Consider the following 15,481-nt stretch of genomic DNA (forward strand, 5'->3'; position numbering starts at 1 on the left):
ACTTGCCGTGCCCGTGTCCGCCGCCCTAGAGTCCATGCCGGGACTAAGGGTGCCGTCGCACGCGTTATACCAAGACGGGAGTGATTGTCGTGGGTGTCGTTCTCAACATTGAAAACGGGAAGCGGGAGCCCGCCTCCATCAAGGATCTGATCGATCTGACGGCGACCGATATGGGGCGCGTCAACGAGCTGATCCTGTCCAAGGCCGGCTCCGACGTCGAGATGATTCCCGAGGTTGCCAACCACCTGATCTCGTCCGGCGGCAAGCGGCTGAGACCAATGCTGACGCTGGCCGCGGCGCAGATGTTCGGCTATGCCGGCGAAGGCCATGTCAAGCTCGCCACTTCGGTCGAGTTCATGCACACGGCCACGCTCCTGCACGACGACGTCGTCGATGAAAGCGGCATGCGGCGCGGCAAGAAGACCGCCCGCATGATCTGGGGCAACCAGGCCAGCGTGCTGGTCGGCGATTTCCTGCTCGGCCAGGCCTTCCGCATGATGGTCGATGTCGGCTCGCTCGAAGCGCTCGACATCCTGTCGAGCGCCGCTTCGATCATCGCCGAGGGCGAGGTGATGCAGCTTGCCGCCGCCAAGAACCTCGAAACCACGGAGGACGAGCACTTCGCCGTCATCAAGGCCAAGACCGCCGCGCTGTTTTCGGCCGCCGCCGAGGTTGGCCCGGTCATCGCCCAGGCGACCCGCAACGATCGCGCGGCGCTGCGCTCCTACGGCATGAATCTCGGTCTTGCCTTCCAGCTCATCGACGACGCGCTGGACTATGGCGGCACCAGCAAGGATCTCGGCAAGAATGTCGGCGACGATTTCCGCGAGGGCAAGGTCACCTTGCCGGTCATCCTCGCCTACCGGCGCGGCAGCAAGGCCGAACGCACCTTCTGGAAGCGCGCCATCGAGGACAATGTCACCGATGACGCCGGACTGGAAAAGGCGATCGGCCTGATGACCCGCCACGGCGCCATTGCCGACACCATCGGGCGCGCCCGCCATTTCGGCGAGATCGCCCGCGACGCGCTGGCGCCGCTGGAAGAGACGCCGCAGAAATCGGCGCTGGTCGACGTCATCGACTTCTGCATCAGCCGGGTGAACTGAGAAGACCGGCTTTCACGGGGCACCTGCCGGCTGCGCTAGAGGAAAGACGCCTGTGAATTCGCCCCCGCCGTCTCGACAAGCGGCCTTGCCGCAAATTATCTATAAATCATGGCAAAGGGCACGGACGACACCATAGCGGTGCGCATCAGCAAGGTACTGGCGGACCGCATCATCTCCGGCGCGATCGAGCCGGGGGCGAGGCTGCGGCAGGATCATGTCGCCGAGGAATTCAACACCAGCCATGTCCCCGTGCGCGAGGCGTTCCGCCGCCTCGAGGCGCAGGGCCTGGCCGTCAGTGAGCCGCGCCGTGGCGTGCGCGTCGCTGCCTTCGATCTGGGCGAGGTCAAGGAAGTCGCCGAAATGCGGGCCGCACTCGAAGTGCTGGCACTGCGCCACGCCGCGCCGCACCTGACTTCGGCCATTCTCGACCAGGCCGAGGAGGCGACCAAGGCCGGCGACAAATCCCGCGACGTCAGGTCGTGGGAGGAGGCCAATCGTGCCTTTCACCGGCTGATCCTCGCACCATGCGGCATGCCGCGCCTGCTTGCCACCATCGACGACCTCCACGCGGCAAGCGCCCGCTTCCTGTTCGCGGCATGGCGCTCGGAATGGGAGACGCGCACCGATCAGGACCACCGGGCGATCCTCGCCGCCTTGCGGCAGGGCAACGCCGAATCGGCCGCGGCAACACTGGGACGGCATGTCCAATGGATTGGTCGCAAGCCGATCAGGACAGCGTCCGGCGCCACGCGCGAAGCTTTCGCGATCGTGGGTTAAGCGACCTTTTCCGAGCTCAGGCTTGCTAAAGATCCAAAAATGTGGATTCGATAATAGATCGAATGCAGAAATTATCTATAATTTTGGATCGATTGAAGGGAAGCCTATGACCAACCTCGCATTCTCGTCCGCAAGACCGTCCTTCAGCCCGCTGCGCCTCCAGCAGCGATCGGTCGGCTGGCAGGCCGGCGCCGTCGTGCTTGGCACGCTCTTCCTGGCGCTATCCTCCTACATCGAGGTGCCGATGGTGCCGGTTCCGGTGACCATGCAGACCTTCGCCGTGACGTTGATCGGCGCACTCTATGGCTGGCGGCTTGGCGCGGTGACGATCGCCGCTTGGTTGGTCGAAGGCGCTGTCGGCTTTCCTGTCCTGGCCGGGGGAGCTGCCGGCATGCAGCACTTCGTCGGCCCTACGGGCGGCTATCTCTTTGCCTTCCCGGTTGTCGGCGCACTTGTCGGCTGGCTGGCCGAACGCGGCTGGAACGGTAACAGGGTGGTGCTCGCCTTTATTGCCATGCTGCTCGGCAACCTTGCCTGCCTGGTGCTCGGAACGGCCTGGCTTGCCGTCATGATCGGCGCCGAGAAGGCCATCACCCTCGGCTTCGTGCCGTTCATCGTCGGCGGATTGCTGAAGTCGGCGCTTGGCGCCGCGACGCTGATGGCGCTTCCGCGCGGCAAGATGAACCTGCCGACGCCGTGACGATCAGGCTTCGCGCCCATCATCTCCTTTGCCTGCTCACCTATGTGGGCAAGGGATACAGTCCCGCTTTCACCGCCATTTATGACGGGATCGCGGAGCGCCTGAGCCGGGGCGAGGACATCCTCCTCGTTTCCGGACCGGACGACATCTGCGCCCCGTTGCTTGGCGAGCCGGATCCGCACTGCTTGCGCGACAGCGCGGCCGGGCGAGACCGGCAGGCAAGGGATGACGTGGAAGCGCTGCTGGCTCGGCCGATCCGTGACGGCGTCCGCCTCGATCTCGATGCCACGATCCTGATGCGGCTACGGCAGGCGTTTTCGGCCGGCCACGTGCGCAAGGCTTGCGTGGGCTGCGAATGGAACGGGCTGTGCGGCGCGGTGGCAAGCGGTGGTTATCGCGATACGCGGCTGCAACGGCCTGTTGACGCGCAAAACTGTCCCATTTAGCCATGGTTTGTTAATCGGGTGACCCGATTGTGAATTTCGGGTAGATTGAAGCGCGACCCCAAAAAGGCCATGCTTTGCCCGGAAAGATCGAGCCTGGGTCGATCCCGCTGATGCGGAGATGGCGCCTGGCTGAAAGGGATATGATGCAGCAAGGACGTGCGCGCTGGCTGACAAGGCTGGCAATTGTGACGGGCATGGCGATCTCGGCTTTGCCGGCCTATGCCAAGCAATCAACCGAACCGGTCAAGATCTCGTCGTTCTCGGGCGCCTACCTGGCTGCCCGGATCGCGGAAGGCGACAACGACCTCGACAGCGCCATCGCGTACTACAAGCAGGCCTTGGCTTTCAATCCGAGCGACACCGCGCTGCAGCAGAGCCTGATGCTGTCGCTGATCGCGCAAGGCCGCTTCGACGAGTCGCTGGTCTATGCCGACAAGCTCAAGGAAGTGCCCGATGTCGAGCGCTTCTCGCGCCTGGCGCTGGCGGTCGATTCCTTCCACAAGAAGGATTTCACCAAGGCGCAGTACTGGCTCAAGCTGTCGCTGGAATCCGATCTTGACCGGCTGATCTCCGGCGTCATGTCCGGCTGGGCCGAACAAGGTGCCGGCCAGGCCAGCGAAGCGATGGCTTCGATCGACAAGCTGCAGGGGCCGGACTGGTTCGGCCTGTTCAAATCCTTCCACCGCGCCCTGGTCGCCGATGCCGCCAACATGCCTGAAAAGGCGGAGGCGATCTACGCCGCGACGATGCAGGATACCGCCGCCGGCGGTGCGGCGCCTGAAACCTGGATGCGCAACGCGCAGGCCTATGCCTCATTCCTGGCCCGCAAGGGCGACAAGGCCAAGGCGATCTCGGTGCTCGACCAGGCCGAGGCGTTTTCGCCGGGCAAGCTGGAAATCGTCGCCTTGCGCGCCAGGATAAGCAAGGGCGACAAGATCGCGCCCTTCGTGTCCGGTCCGTCCGACGGTGCTTCCGAAATCCTGCTCGATCTTGCCACCGCGCTCAACCGTGGCGGCGGCGAGCCATTCGTGCGCCTCTATTTGCAATATGCCTTGGCCCTGAAGCCGGACAGCGACGCGGCCCTCGTGCAGCTCGCCGCCGTCGCCGAACAGTTGAAGGACGGCGAAGGCGCCATCGCGCTCTATCGGCGTATCCCCGACTCTTCGCCGCTGAAGGAGATTTCGGACCTGCAGCTTGGCCTCAACCTTGCCGATCTCGACCGCCATGACGAGGCGATCACGCATCTCAAGGCCTTCGTCGAAGCCCATCCCGACGACATGCGCGCCTATCTGGCGCTCGGCGGTGTCTACTCCTCGAAGGATGATTTCCGTTCCGCCGCCAATCTCTACGACAAGGCCGTCGAGGTGCTGAAGACGCCGACCGCTGCCAACTGGAACATCTTCTACCAGCGCGGCATCGCCTATGAGCGGCTGAAGGAATGGCCGAAAGCCGAGCCGAATTTCCGCAAGGCGCTGGAGTTGCAGCCAGACCAGCCGCAGGTGCTGAACTATCTCGGCTATTCCTGGGTCGACATGAACACCAACCTGAAGGAAGGCCTGGAGATGATCCAGAAGGCCGTCGATCTCAGGCCGAGCGACGGCTACATCGTCGATTCCCTGGGTTGGGCCTATTTCCGCCTCGGCCGCTTCGATGACGCGGTGCGCGAGATGGAACGCGCGGTCTCGCTGAAGCCGGAAGATCCGGTTCTGAACGACCATCTGGGCGACGCCTATTGGCGCGTCGGCCGCAAGCTGGAAGCGACTTTCCAGTGGAACCAGGCCCGCGACCTGAAGCCCGATCCCGATGTGCTGGCCACCTTGCAGCAGAAGCTGATGAAGGGCCTGCCGCCGATCGAGTCCAACACGGCGCAGGAAACCCCGAAGGTCAAGCCAGAGCCGGTTCCCGCCCCGAAGGGGTGAAAATCGCCTTTTTGAAATGCGAACGGGGCTCTTCGGAGCCCCGTTTTCGTTGGAAAGGCGCATGGCGTTCCCAGTAGACGCGGCGACGCGCTGGAGCGTCCTCAGAACATCTTTCGATAGACGACGAAGCCCGAGCGTTCGCCGACCTTGTCATAGAGCTTCATCGCCGTGTGATTGGTTTCATGCGTCAGCCAGTACACTCGGCCGGAACCGGCCGCCCGGGCGCGCTCATAGACGCCTTCGATCAGCGCCCGGCCGATGCCTTTGCCGCGCGAGGCCTCGTTGGTGAAAAGGTCCTGCAGATAGCAGTTCGGTGCGATCGCCGTCGTGCTGCGGTGGAACAGGTAGTGGACGAGGCCAAGCAACTGGCTCCCGCTTTCGGCGACCAGCGCATGGACCGGCTCGTAGGCGTCGAAGAAGCGCGACCACGTCATTGCGGTGATGTCGCTCGCCAGCGCCATCTCGCCCGAACGGCCATAGAACGCGTTGTAGCCGTCCCACAGCGGCAGCCACTGCTCGAAATCGTGGCGCGTGACGGGGCGGATGATGATCGGGTTGGACATGGCTCGACCTGCTGTGCTTGACGCGGATGCTTTGTCGAATTGGATCGCGGACCGTGGCGGCGGGCAATGGGCCAGTCGCCGGGCAACGTTTCAACATAGTCCGGCATGCTCACCGCGGCTCGCATCGGACGCGCCTTGCTTGACGCTTCGCCGCCGTGTCTCTAGGACGTGGCCGCAAGCTAGCCTGTGTCGCCGAGGCCATCGTGACGATTGAAATCCCAGCCCATATGCACCCCAGCCGCTCGTTCCAGGGGCTGATCCTGACCTTGCACAATTATTGGGCCGCCTATGGCTGCGTCATCCTGCAGCCCTATGACATGGAGGTTGGCGCCGGCACGTTTCATCCGGCAACGACGCTGCGCGCACTCGGGCCAAAGCGCTGGAACGCGGCCTACGTCCAGCCTTCGCGCCGTCCCAAGGACGGCCGCTATGGCGAGAACCCCAACCGGCTGCAGCATTACTATCAGTACCAGGTGATCCTGAAGCCCAATCCGCCAAACCTGCAGGAGCTCTATCTCGGCTCGCTGGCGGCGATCGGCGTCGACCCTCTGCTGCACGACATACGCTTCGTCGAGGACGACTGGGAAAGCCCGACGCTGGGCGCCTGGGGCCTTGGCTGGGAATGCTGGTGCGACGGCATGGAAGTGTCGCAGTTCACCTATTTCCAGCAGGTCTGCGGCATCGAATGCGCGCCGGTGGCGGGCGAACTCACTTACGGCCTGGAGCGCCTGGCCATGTATGTGCAGGGCGTCGACAATGTCTACGACCTCAACTTCAACGGCCGCGAAGGCGCCGACAAGGTCACCTATGGCGACGTGTTCCTGCAGGCCGAGCAGGAATATTCGCGCCACAATTTCGAATACGCCAACACGGCGATGCTGCTGCGGCACTTCGAGGACGCCGAAGCCGAGTGCAAGGCGTTGCTCGAGGCCGGCGCGCCGGCATCGAACGACAATCTGCCGATGCACAAAATGGTCTTTCCAGCCTACGACCAGTGCATCAAGGCGAGCCACGTCTTCAACCTGCTCGATGCGCGTGGCGTGATCTCGGTCACCGAGCGGCAGAGTTATATCCTGCGGGTGCGTAATCTGGCGAAAGCCTGCGGCGAGGCGTTCCTGAAAACGCAGGCCGGTGGATTGGCGGCGGCCTGAGTCTCAAGCGCCGTTGATCATTTCGAGGGAAGCGCTGATCGGCGGCAGGATCTGGCCGCTCGGACCAGACATCGTCCGCAGCGCCTGCCGCACGCCCGGCATGGAGAAGGCGCCGTGGGCCTGCGCGGTGAAGCAGGCGCTGAGCGCGAGGATTTGAAGAAGTCTGGATGCCGTTTTCATCGTCGTTCAGCCAATAGTTCTCTGCCTGAGCGTGGGTCGCTTCAGCGCTGCGTTAGGTTCATGGAAATCTTTGATCCAAGGACGGGCCGGATCGCCTCATCCCGACAGGAGGGTCAAAATTTCTGGAAAGGGTGACAGCGGCCAGCCGAGTTGCTATGCCCCGCGCGGACCACTCTCCCGCATGAGCTGACCCTATGCCTGACCTGCTTCTAGAACTTCGCTCCGAGGAAATCCCCGCTCGCATGCAACGCAAGGCGGCGGGCGATCTGAGAAAGATGCTGACCGACGGTCTGGTCGAGGCGGGACTGACCTATGAGGCGGCGCGTGAGTATTGGACGCCGCGGCGCCTTACCCTCGATATCCGTGGCCTCAACGCTCGCTCGAAGGACATTCACGAGGACATCAAGGGGCCGTCGACATCAGCGCCTGAACAGGCCGTCCAGGGCTTCCTGCGCAAGGCCGGGCTGTCATCGATCGCCGAAGCGCATGTCCATTCCGACCCGAAGAAGGGCGACTTCTACGTCGCCCATATTTCGAAGCCGGGCAGGGCGGCCGAAGAGATCATCGCCGGACTGGTGCCTGATATCATCCGCAATTTCCCCTGGCCGAAGTCGATGCGCTGGGGACCGGCCTCGGCCAAGCCGGGATCGCTGCGCTGGGTGCGGCCGCTGCAATCGATCCTGTGCACCTTCGGCCCCGAGACCGAGGAGCCGGTCGTGGTCGATTTCGAGATCGACGGCATCCGTTCCGGCAACATCACCTACGGCCACCGTTTCCTTGCACCAGGCGAAATCACGGTGCGCCGCTTCGACGATTACGTGAGCAAGCTGGAAGCGGGCAAGGTCGTGCTCGATGCCGACCGGCGCAAGGAGATCATCCTTGCCGATGCCCGCAACCTCGCCTTCGCCAACGGGCTCGACCTGGTCGAGGACGAGGGCTTGCTCGAAGAAGTGTCCGGGCTGGTCGAGTGGCCTGTCGTGTTGATGGGCGAGTTCGAAGAGGCTTTCCTGGCCATTCCGGCCGAGGTGATCCGGCTGACCATCCGCGCCAACCAGAAGTGCTTTGTCACGCGGCCGCAGGGTGAAAGCGAGGCGCTCTCCAACCGCTTTATCCTCACCGCCAACATCGAGGCGAAGGACGGCGGCAAGGAGATCGCCCACGGCAACGGCAAGGTGGTGCGCGCCCGCCTGTCCGACGCGCTCTATTTCTGGACGACCGACCAGGGCGATCTGCCCGATCTCGTCGAACTGGAAGCATCGGCGAAAAAATTTGGGCTCGATCTGAAGAAGCCGCTCGACCAGCGCATGGCCCGGCTCGACCATCTCAATGTCACGTTCCATGCCAAGCTCGGCACGCAGGGCGAGCGGGTGGAGCGGATTGCCCGGCTGGCGGAAGAACTGGCGCCGATCGTCGGTGCGGATCCAGTGCTGGCGCGCCGTGCTGCTGTCCTGGCCAAGGCCGATCTCACCACCGAAGTGGTCGGCGAATTTCCGGAATTGCAAGGCGCCATGGGCCGCAAATATGCGCTGCTGCAAGGCGATCATTCTTCTGTCGCGGCGGCGGCGGAAGAGCACTACAAGCCGCAGGGCCCGTCCGATTATGTGCCGAGCGATCCGGTGTCGGTCGCCGTGGCGCTCGCGGACAAGCTGGATACGCTGGTCGGGTTCTGGGCCATCGACGAAAAGCCGACTGGATCGAAGGATCCCTACGCGCTGCGTCGCGCTGCGCTCGGCGTCGTGAGGGTCATACTGGAAAACAAGCTCAAGCTTTCGCTGGGCATCGCCATCGCGACCGCGGTCTCCTCGGCACTCGCCGCGTACGAACAAAAAGGCGAAGGCGCCGAGAGCAGTGGCGTCGTTGCGATGCTCGACTTGCGCATTCGCGACTACAAGGGTGCAAGCCGATTGTTGTCGGAAGCAGGCGTGATTTCCAACTTGTTGAAAGGCGGGCTGGCCAAGGCGAACTCAGAAACCTTTGGCTCCGCCGATCAGGAGCGAGAGTTCTTTGACGGTCAGCGTCTGATGGAGCTTGAGGCATCGCTGTCGCCATTGATCGCTGACCTCTTGTCGTTCTTCCACGACCGCCTCAAAGTCTATCTCCGCGACCAGGGCGCACGGCATGATCTGATCGACGCCGTCATCACGCCGCAGTCCGACGACTTGCTTCAGATCGTTCGGCGCGTCGAAGCGCTCGGCTCCTTCCTCGACACCGAGGACGGCAGGAATTTGCTCGCCGGCACCAAGCGTGCGGCGAACATCCTGGCCGCCGAGGAGAAGAAGAAAACGCTGGTCGCCGAAACCGTTGAGCCGGCGTTGTTCCGGCAGGGTGCGGAGAAGTCGCTGTTTGCGGCGGTGAATCAGGCCGAGAAGCAAGCCGGCGAAGCGATTCAAAACCAAGACTTTTCCGCTGCCATGCTGGCGCTTAGCGTGTTGCGTGAACCCGTTGATTCATTCTTTGAGCATGTTCTCGTGAATGATGAGGACCTGTCCGTGCGCGCCAACCGCCTTGCGCTGCTCACGCGCATTCGCACGGCTACCGGTCAGGTCGCGGATTTCTCGAAAATCGCTGGTTGAGAGGCGAGGAAAATATCGTCCAGCCGGCCGTTCGAGCCGGCTCACAGTCATATGACGATGATCTCTCCGTGGCAAAAGGGACATGTTCCCCAACCCCACGGAGGCTTCCATGAATTCCGATCACGAAATCGAAGTGACAGAAGAAACCTCGGCCCCTGCCGAGGCGATTGAATCCGCTTCCGAAACCGCTCTCTGTCATGCCGCTACCGCAGTAGAAGCCGCCGATCTGTCTGACGAAGACGAGGATGGCGATGACGAAGAAGGCGACGACGAAGACGGCGAAGACTCCGACGAAGACGACGCCGTGAAGGCCGAAGGCGACGACGCCGAGGGCGAAGAAGAATCCGAAGACGGCGAGGCCGAAGAAGACGACGACGACAAGGAAGAAGCGGCCTGATTTTTCAGGCGGATTTCGCGAAAAAGGGCGGCGCTCTCGCGTCGCCCTTTTTCGATTTGATTAGTTTTCCCGAACGCCGACTTTTCAGTTCTCCAGAATGCTGACGCGCACGCTGTTCTCGTAGACGTCGACCTGGATCAGCGGTTCGCCATTGACGATGGCGCGCTTGGTTGAGGAACTCATAGCGCCGGGGCGCTCCAGCATGCGCTGCAGGTCGGCCCGCTGGTCATTGGTCCTGAACCAGGCGTCGCCCTCGTCGTCGCTGTCGCGGCGATGGAATTTGTGCCAGTTGGCGCGGTCCTGCCGCACCATCTGCGCGGCGCTGTCCAGCGCATAGCCGTCACTTGCCTGGTGATCGCGATCGGAAATGCGCGCGACATAGGATCCCAGCATGTCGTCCGCATGGGCCACGCCGCCAAGCAATGACGCCAGCAAAAGCCCAGCCACTGTAACGGTCTTCGATTTTTTCATGAGCAACCCCCTTGCCTTGAACGATGCAATCCCATCTGCCGGAGCCGCTTGGCGAAAGGCCGACCGCAGGGCCGCCAGCGAGATACGTCTGGAAGAAATTCGCCTGACAATGGTGCACGGGGCGCCGGACTGCCGTCAAGCCGTTGAGCATTCTGATCGGTCAGTTGGCAGGTCGCTATTTGACCTTGCCGGCTCCTGAAGCCGGCTGTTTGGCTGGCGGTGGCGCGGCTGCCGCCGCTTTTCCGTGCGCTGGCGCGGGGGCTGCCGAGGCGGTCGCTGTCGCGGGTGCGGTCGCTGCCGCGGGTGCGGTTGCCGTAGCGGGGGCGGTTGCCGCAGCCGGCGCCTTGGCTTGCACGGGTGTCTGGAAGGCGCCGCCGACGACGCCGCCACGAATGATCGTCGGGCTCTGCGGGAAGGGGTGCCTCGCCTCGGCCTTGTCCGGGATTGCCGCCACCTTTTCATAGGTGACGTCGGGCTCGCCGAGCGCAACGACCGACACCACGTCGCTCGCCTTGCCGTCGGTCGCCTTCAGCACAACGACGGAGGGCGTCGAGGCCGGCGCGCCGGGAAAGACCAGCGACGAGGCCTGAGCCTCGCCAACCATGGCAGCCAGAGTGATGACAAGCGTTCCCCAGATACGCACAGACACTGACATAGCTCCCCATTGCCCAGAAGCGGCACGATAGTGCTCGGCGATTGATGCCGGCTTTCATGGAAAGATAGCATTTTAGGAATTGATGAATTGCCTATGCCCGCTTGCCCCGGCGGCGCTGTCGTACTACGCAGCCGGCATCCGCGAGGTGACGAGAGTGGCTGAAATACTTGCCGTCGGCGAAGCGATGGAACCGGCGTTGGCGCTGCTTGAGGGCGGCGATGTCGTCGCCATTCCGACAGAGACCGTCTATGGACTGGCCGGCGACGCCACCAACGGCATCGGCGTGGCGCGCATTTTCGAAGCCAAGGGTCGGCCGCGTTTCAATCCGCTGATCGCCCATGTCGCCGACATGGCGATGGCCGAGCGCATCGCGCTGTTCGATCCGCTGTCGAGGAAACTCGCGCTTGCCTTCTGGCCGGGTCCGCTGACGCTGGTGCTGCCGCAGCGCCCCGGCAACGGCATTCATCCGCTGGTCACCGCCGGGCTCGACACGATCGCCTTGCGTATGCCGAGGGGGTTTGGTGGCGACCTGATCGCCAGGCTTGGCCGACCGCTTGCCGCGCCCAGCGCCAATTCATCCGGCAGGATCAGCGCGACGACGGCGCAGGCCGTTGCGGTGGACCTCGGCGCCCGCATCAAGCTGGTGGTCGATGGCGGCGCCACACCGGTCGGGCTGGAATCGACCATCGTCAAGGCCGAAGGCGAAAGACTGCGCCTGCTTCGGCCAGGCGGCATCGCCGCCGCGGACATCGAGGCGGCCATCGGCATGGAGTTGCTGCGCGGCGGCGCCGCCGGGGTCGAGGCGCCGGGCATGCTTGCCTCGCACTACGCGCCGGGCGCGGCGGTGCGGCTCAATGCCGGCACGGTTGGCGAAGACGAAGCGTTGCTTGCCTTCGGCGACCAGCGCGCGGAAGGCTGGCATCATGCGGCCGCATTCTTGAACCTGTCCGAAACAGGTGACCTGCGTGAGGCGGCAAGCAATCTCTTCGCCTACATGCAGGATCTCGACCGTAGCGGCGCGCGCACCATCGCGGTTGAGAAGATTCCCTTTGACGGGCTCGGCGAGGCGATCAACGACCGGCTCTCCCGTGCCGCCGCTCCTCGTGACAACGCACAGCCCACAACGTAGTTTTCCCGGATGACCGAAACCGCCAAGACACTCGATCCCGCTCTCATCGATCGTTTCGTGGCCATCGTCGGCGACAAATATGCGCTGCGCGACCAGCAGGACATCGCGCCTTATCTCATCGAGCGACGCGGCCTCTGGCATGGCGCGACGTCCCTGGTGCTGCGGCCGGGCAGCGTCGACGAGGTCAGCCGGATCATGCGGCTGGCGACAGAGACCGGAACGCCAATCGTGCCGCAAAGCGGCAACACCGGGCTGGTCGGTGCGCAGGTGCCTGACAAATCCGGCCATGAGATCGTCCTGTCGCTGTCGCGGCTGAACCGCATCCGCGAGATCGATGTCCTGTCCAACACGGTCACGGTCGAGGCCGGCGTCATCCTGCAGACCTTGCAGGAAGCGGCCGACGCCGCCGACCGGCTGTTCCCGCTGTCGCTCGCCGCGCAAGGCTCCTGCCAGATCGGCGGCAATCTTTCGTCCAATGCCGGCGGCACCGGCGTGCTTGCCTATGGCAATGCGCGCGAGCTCTGCCTCGGCGTCGAGGTGGTGCTGCCGACCGGCGAGGTCTTCGACGATTTGCGCAAGCTGAAGAAGGACAACACCGGCTACGACCTGAAGAACCTGTTCGTCGGCGCCGAAGGCACGCTAGGCGTGATCACCGCCGCCGTGCTCAAACTGTTTCCGAAGCCCAAGGGAAGGGACGTCGCCTTCGTCGGCCTGTCGTCGCCCGAGGCCGCCCTTTCCCTGTTCAGCCTGGCCATGGACCGCGCCGGGGCCGCGCTCACCGCGTTCGAACTGATCGGCAAGCGGCCATACGATTTCACGCTGGCGCATGCCCCGGGCGTGACACGGCCGCTGATCGAGGATTGGCCCTGGTATGTGCTGATGCAGATTTCATCCGGCCGTTCGTCGGAGGATTCGCGGGCGCTGATCGAGGATGTGCTTTCGGCGGGTCTCGAGCAGGAATTCGTCGGCGATGCCGTCATCGCCGCCAGCCTCGGGCAGGGCGATGCCTTCTGGAACTTCCGCGAGCTGTTGCCCGAGGCGCAGAAGCCGGAAGGCGCTTCGATCAAGCACGACATATCGGTGCCGATCGCATCGATACCGCGCTTCATCGCGGAGGCCGCCGGCGCGGTGGCCTCGGTCAGTGCCGGCGCCCGGGTGGTCTGCTTCGGCCATATGGGCGATGGCAATCTTCATTATAACATTTCACGGCCCGTCGACGGCGACGACGAGGCGTTTCTGGCGCTCTACCATGCCATGAACAGGGCCGTGCATGACGTGGTGCGCAGCCTGCACGGTTCGATCTCGGCAGAGCACGGCATCGGCCAGTTGAAGCGCGACGAACTGATCGCCACCGCGCCGCCGATGGCCATCGATCTGATGCGCAGGGTGAAGACCGCCTTCGACCCGGCCGGCATCATGAATCCCGGTAAGGTTATCTGATCCTTTCAACATCTTGTGGCTGGTGGCATTCCGATAACCATCCCTGAGATCAGCAAAATTTAACCGACTTTCTTAAGCGCGGCGGTAAGGAGCCGGCGCTACTGTTTCCCCATAACGAGGCCGGGAAAACTGGCCCGGAGAGAACCGGACACCGGCTCTCAGGAGACAGACAGGAAGGCGCTCTATGAACGTGAACACCGGACTCAAGCCAGTCTGGGCGGGACGCAACATGCGTCTCGACCCATTCCGCCTGCCGCAGGTGGTGAGCTACGCGACGCGCGACGATTATGGCGACGTAACCTTCACCATCGACCAGCGCGGCGCCGTGATCCGCCGCCTGCTCGAGATGAGCGGCCTGCCGGCGATCATCGTACTGCCCGCCAATGCATTTCGCGGTGTCGCCGCCCGTGCGATGGAGGATCCGGAGGGCAATGTCACTGTGACCCTGGAACTCCTGCACAACGATCCGATGCTGTCGGTGCCGCTGCTGGTGGCCGACGATCTCGAAGACGTCGCCGCCGATTGGCGCGCCTGGGCCGATGCCTACCGTCTGCCGATGCTGCTGATCGAATCGGACGGCGTCGCCCGTACCCTGGAAGAATCGCTCGGCGCCGCCATCAAGACACTGCCGCCGCAGGACCGTCGCAAGGGCCGCGTTTCCAACACGCGCCGCCCGCGCTTCCTTGCCCGTCGCAGAACCGGGGACCTCGGCCTCAGGCTGGTCATCGACGGCCAGGAAATCATTTCCCGCGATTAGCTTTCTTCTCCCCGTCTCTATACGGGGAGAAGTGCCCGGCAGGGCGATGAGGGGCAGCGCCGACCTCCGCTGATTTGGCCATTTCAAACTTTGGTAGAATGCAAGCGGCCTGTCGCCGCCGTGCATTTCGCCTCGCCTTCAAGGTCGGCGCTGCCCCTCATCCGGCTGCCGCCACCTTCTCCCCGTATAGTGACGGGGAGAAGGAAAAAGCCGCTAAACCAGCGGCTTCAGCGCCACCCACAGCGCACCACCGATCAGGCCGAGGAAGATCAGCCAGCCGACCTGGTTGTTCGACCGGAACAGCCGCAGGCACTGGTCCGGATCGCCGATATCCAGCACCGCGATCTGCCGGGCAAGATGCGCACCGGCGGCGATCAGTCCCGCCAGCGCCACCACCGGGGCCTGCGCCGAGGCGAAGGCGACGGCGAAGCAGATCAGCATGCCGCCATAAAGCCCCGCGAGCCACGCCTTGGTGTTGTCGCCGAACAGCCGTGCCGTCGAACGCACGCCGACAATGGCGTCGTCTTCCTTGTCCTGGTGCGCGTAGATCGTGTCGTAGCCGATCACCCACAGGATCGAACCGATATACAGCATGATGGCGGGGCCATCGAGATCACCGAACTCGACCGCCCATCCCATCAGCGCGCCCCAGGAAAAGGCAAAGCCGAGAAACAGTTGCGGCCAGTTGGTTATCCGCTTCATGAATGGATAGACGGCGACGATCACCAGCGAGCAGACGCCGAGCAGGACGGCAAAGCTGTTGAACTGCAGGAGAACCACCAGGCCGACCAGGGCCTGCAGCACAAGAAACAGCCAGGCTCGCCGGCGCGTGGTCTGGCCGGACGGCAGCGGGCGCGAGCGTGTGCGTTCGACCTGGTTGTCGATGTCCTCGTCGACAATGTCGTTATAGGTGCAGCCGGCGCCACGCATGGCGATGGCGCCAATCAGGAACAGTACGAGATACAAGGGCGCCGGCAGCAGCGAAAGCAGCGGGTCGCCAGGCCGGGGATAGGCGCTCGCCGCCAGCGCGGCCGACCACCAGCATGGCCACAACAGCAACTGCCAGCCGATCGGCCTGTCCCATCGCGCAAGCTGGGCATAGGGCCAGATCGCGCGCGGCAGCACGCGGTAGACCCAATGGCCGTTCGGCGCATCGGCGACGCGGCCCTGGGACGCTTTCGACTGGACAGGTTCCATTGGCATGGAGTGGCAGCAGC

16 protein-coding genes are annotated in these 15,481 nt (G+C 63.8%); 11 read left to right on the forward strand and 5 right to left on the reverse strand.

The annotated features are described in order from the left end of the window. The first annotated feature begins 89 nt into the window (after window positions 1–89). The 5 genes from EN824_RS17995 to EN824_RS18015 all read left to right on the forward strand — a co-directional run bounded on the left by EN824_RS17995 (window position 90) and on the right by EN824_RS18015 (window position 4,948). Entirely contained in the window at window positions 90–1,106 is a 1,017-nt protein-coding gene (locus EN824_RS17995; RefSeq protein WP_127277514.1) for a polyprenyl synthetase family protein, read from the forward strand. A gap of 108 nt (window positions 1,107–1,214) precedes the next feature. After that, the gene (locus tag EN824_RS18000; RefSeq protein ID WP_127277512.1) at window positions 1,215–1,883 is read left to right on the forward strand and encodes a GntR family transcriptional regulator; all 669 of its coding nucleotides are present in this window, start codon (window positions 1,215–1,217) and stop codon (window positions 1,881–1,883) included. A 106-nt stretch (window positions 1,884–1,989) separates the two neighbouring features. Next, complete coding sequence (locus EN824_RS18005) at window positions 1,990–2,583, forward strand: biotin transporter BioY (RefSeq protein WP_127277510.1); 594 nt, start codon at window positions 1,990–1,992, stop codon at window positions 2,581–2,583. Continuing rightward, window positions 2,580–3,029 (forward strand): DUF1284 domain-containing protein, encoded by a 450-nt coding sequence (locus EN824_RS18010; RefSeq protein ID WP_135932586.1) that lies wholly within the window; start codon window positions 2,580–2,582, stop codon window positions 3,027–3,029. The genes EN824_RS18005 and EN824_RS18010 overlap by 4 nt, the downstream gene beginning before the upstream one ends. 143 nt (window positions 3,030–3,172) lie before the next feature. Next, complete coding sequence (locus EN824_RS18015; protein ID WP_127873085.1) at window positions 3,173–4,948, forward strand: tetratricopeptide repeat protein; 1,776 nt, start codon at window positions 3,173–3,175, stop codon at window positions 4,946–4,948. Window positions 4,949–5,049: 101 nt separating this feature from the next. Here EN824_RS18015 and EN824_RS18020 read toward each other — a convergent pair whose 3' ends face one another. Next, window positions 5,050–5,511 carry a GNAT family N-acetyltransferase gene (locus EN824_RS18020; protein WP_127873086.1) on the reverse strand — a complete coding sequence of 154 codons (462 nt, stop codon included), beginning with the start codon at window positions 5,509–5,511 and terminating at the stop codon, window positions 5,050–5,052. A 203-nt stretch (window positions 5,512–5,714) separates the two neighbouring features. On the opposite strand from EN824_RS18020, the gene EN824_RS18025 reads away from it, so the two are divergent. Beyond that, window positions 5,715–6,662 carry a glycine--tRNA ligase subunit alpha gene (locus tag EN824_RS18025; RefSeq protein WP_127873087.1) on the forward strand — a complete coding sequence of 316 codons (948 nt, stop codon included), beginning with the start codon at window positions 5,715–5,717 and terminating at the stop codon, window positions 6,660–6,662. 3 nt (window positions 6,663–6,665) lie between these two features. Here EN824_RS18025 and EN824_RS35255 read toward each other — a convergent pair whose 3' ends face one another. Continuing rightward, window positions 6,666–6,842 (reverse strand): hypothetical protein, encoded by a 177-nt coding sequence (locus EN824_RS35255; protein ID WP_189521882.1) that lies wholly within the window; start codon window positions 6,840–6,842, stop codon window positions 6,666–6,668. A 194-nt stretch (window positions 6,843–7,036) separates the two neighbouring features. On the opposite strand from EN824_RS35255, the gene glyS reads away from it, so the two are divergent. Both glyS and EN824_RS18035 read left to right on the forward strand, forming a co-directional pair. Next, window positions 7,037–9,415 carry a glycine--tRNA ligase subunit beta gene (glyS, locus tag EN824_RS18030; protein WP_135881545.1) on the forward strand — a complete coding sequence of 793 codons (2,379 nt, stop codon included), beginning with the start codon at window positions 7,037–7,039 and terminating at the stop codon, window positions 9,413–9,415. A gap of 109 nt (window positions 9,416–9,524) precedes the next feature. Beyond that, entirely contained in the window at window positions 9,525–9,812 is a 288-nt protein-coding gene (locus EN824_RS18035; RefSeq protein ID WP_135881544.1) for an ATPase, read from the forward strand. Between the two features lie 84 nt (window positions 9,813–9,896). Here EN824_RS18035 and EN824_RS18040 read toward each other — a convergent pair whose 3' ends face one another. Then, a complete protein-coding gene (locus tag EN824_RS18040; RefSeq protein WP_135932587.1) occupies window positions 9,897–10,283 on the reverse strand; it encodes a hypothetical protein in 387 nt (128 codons plus the stop codon). 175 nt (window positions 10,284–10,458) lie between these two features. Beyond that, window positions 10,459–10,932, reverse strand: coding sequence for a hypothetical protein (locus tag EN824_RS35260; RefSeq protein ID WP_189522190.1), 474 nt, complete (start codon window positions 10,930–10,932; stop codon window positions 10,459–10,461). Window positions 10,933–11,092: 160 nt separating this feature from the next. Between EN824_RS35260 and EN824_RS18050 the strand changes: the two genes are divergently transcribed. The 3 genes from EN824_RS18050 (at window position 11,093) to EN824_RS18060 (ending at window position 14,264) form a co-directional block, all read left to right on the forward strand. Then, window positions 11,093–12,067, forward strand: a complete 975-nt coding sequence (locus EN824_RS18050) for an L-threonylcarbamoyladenylate synthase (RefSeq protein WP_189522191.1) — start codon at window positions 11,093–11,095, stop codon at window positions 12,065–12,067. A gap of 9 nt (window positions 12,068–12,076) precedes the next feature. After that, window positions 12,077–13,507, forward strand: coding sequence for an FAD-binding oxidoreductase (locus EN824_RS18055; protein ID WP_135932589.1), 1,431 nt, complete (start codon window positions 12,077–12,079; stop codon window positions 13,505–13,507). A gap of 190 nt (window positions 13,508–13,697) precedes the next feature. After that, window positions 13,698–14,264 carry a DUF6101 family protein gene (locus tag EN824_RS18060; protein ID WP_127278163.1) on the forward strand — a complete coding sequence of 189 codons (567 nt, stop codon included), beginning with the start codon at window positions 13,698–13,700 and terminating at the stop codon, window positions 14,262–14,264. Between the two features lie 213 nt (window positions 14,265–14,477). On the opposite strand, the gene ubiA is transcribed toward EN824_RS18060, so the two are convergent. Beyond that, window positions 14,478–15,461 carry a 4-hydroxybenzoate octaprenyltransferase gene (gene ubiA / locus EN824_RS18065; protein ID WP_189522200.1) on the reverse strand — a complete coding sequence of 328 codons (984 nt, stop codon included), beginning with the start codon at window positions 15,459–15,461 and terminating at the stop codon, window positions 14,478–14,480. Between the last annotated feature and the right edge of the window lie 20 nt (window positions 15,462–15,481).

The organism is Mesorhizobium sp. M8A.F.Ca.ET.181.01.1.1, assembly GCF_004792025.1.
In the GTDB taxonomy this organism is placed as follows: domain Bacteria; phylum Pseudomonadota; class Alphaproteobacteria; order Rhizobiales; family Rhizobiaceae; genus Mesorhizobium.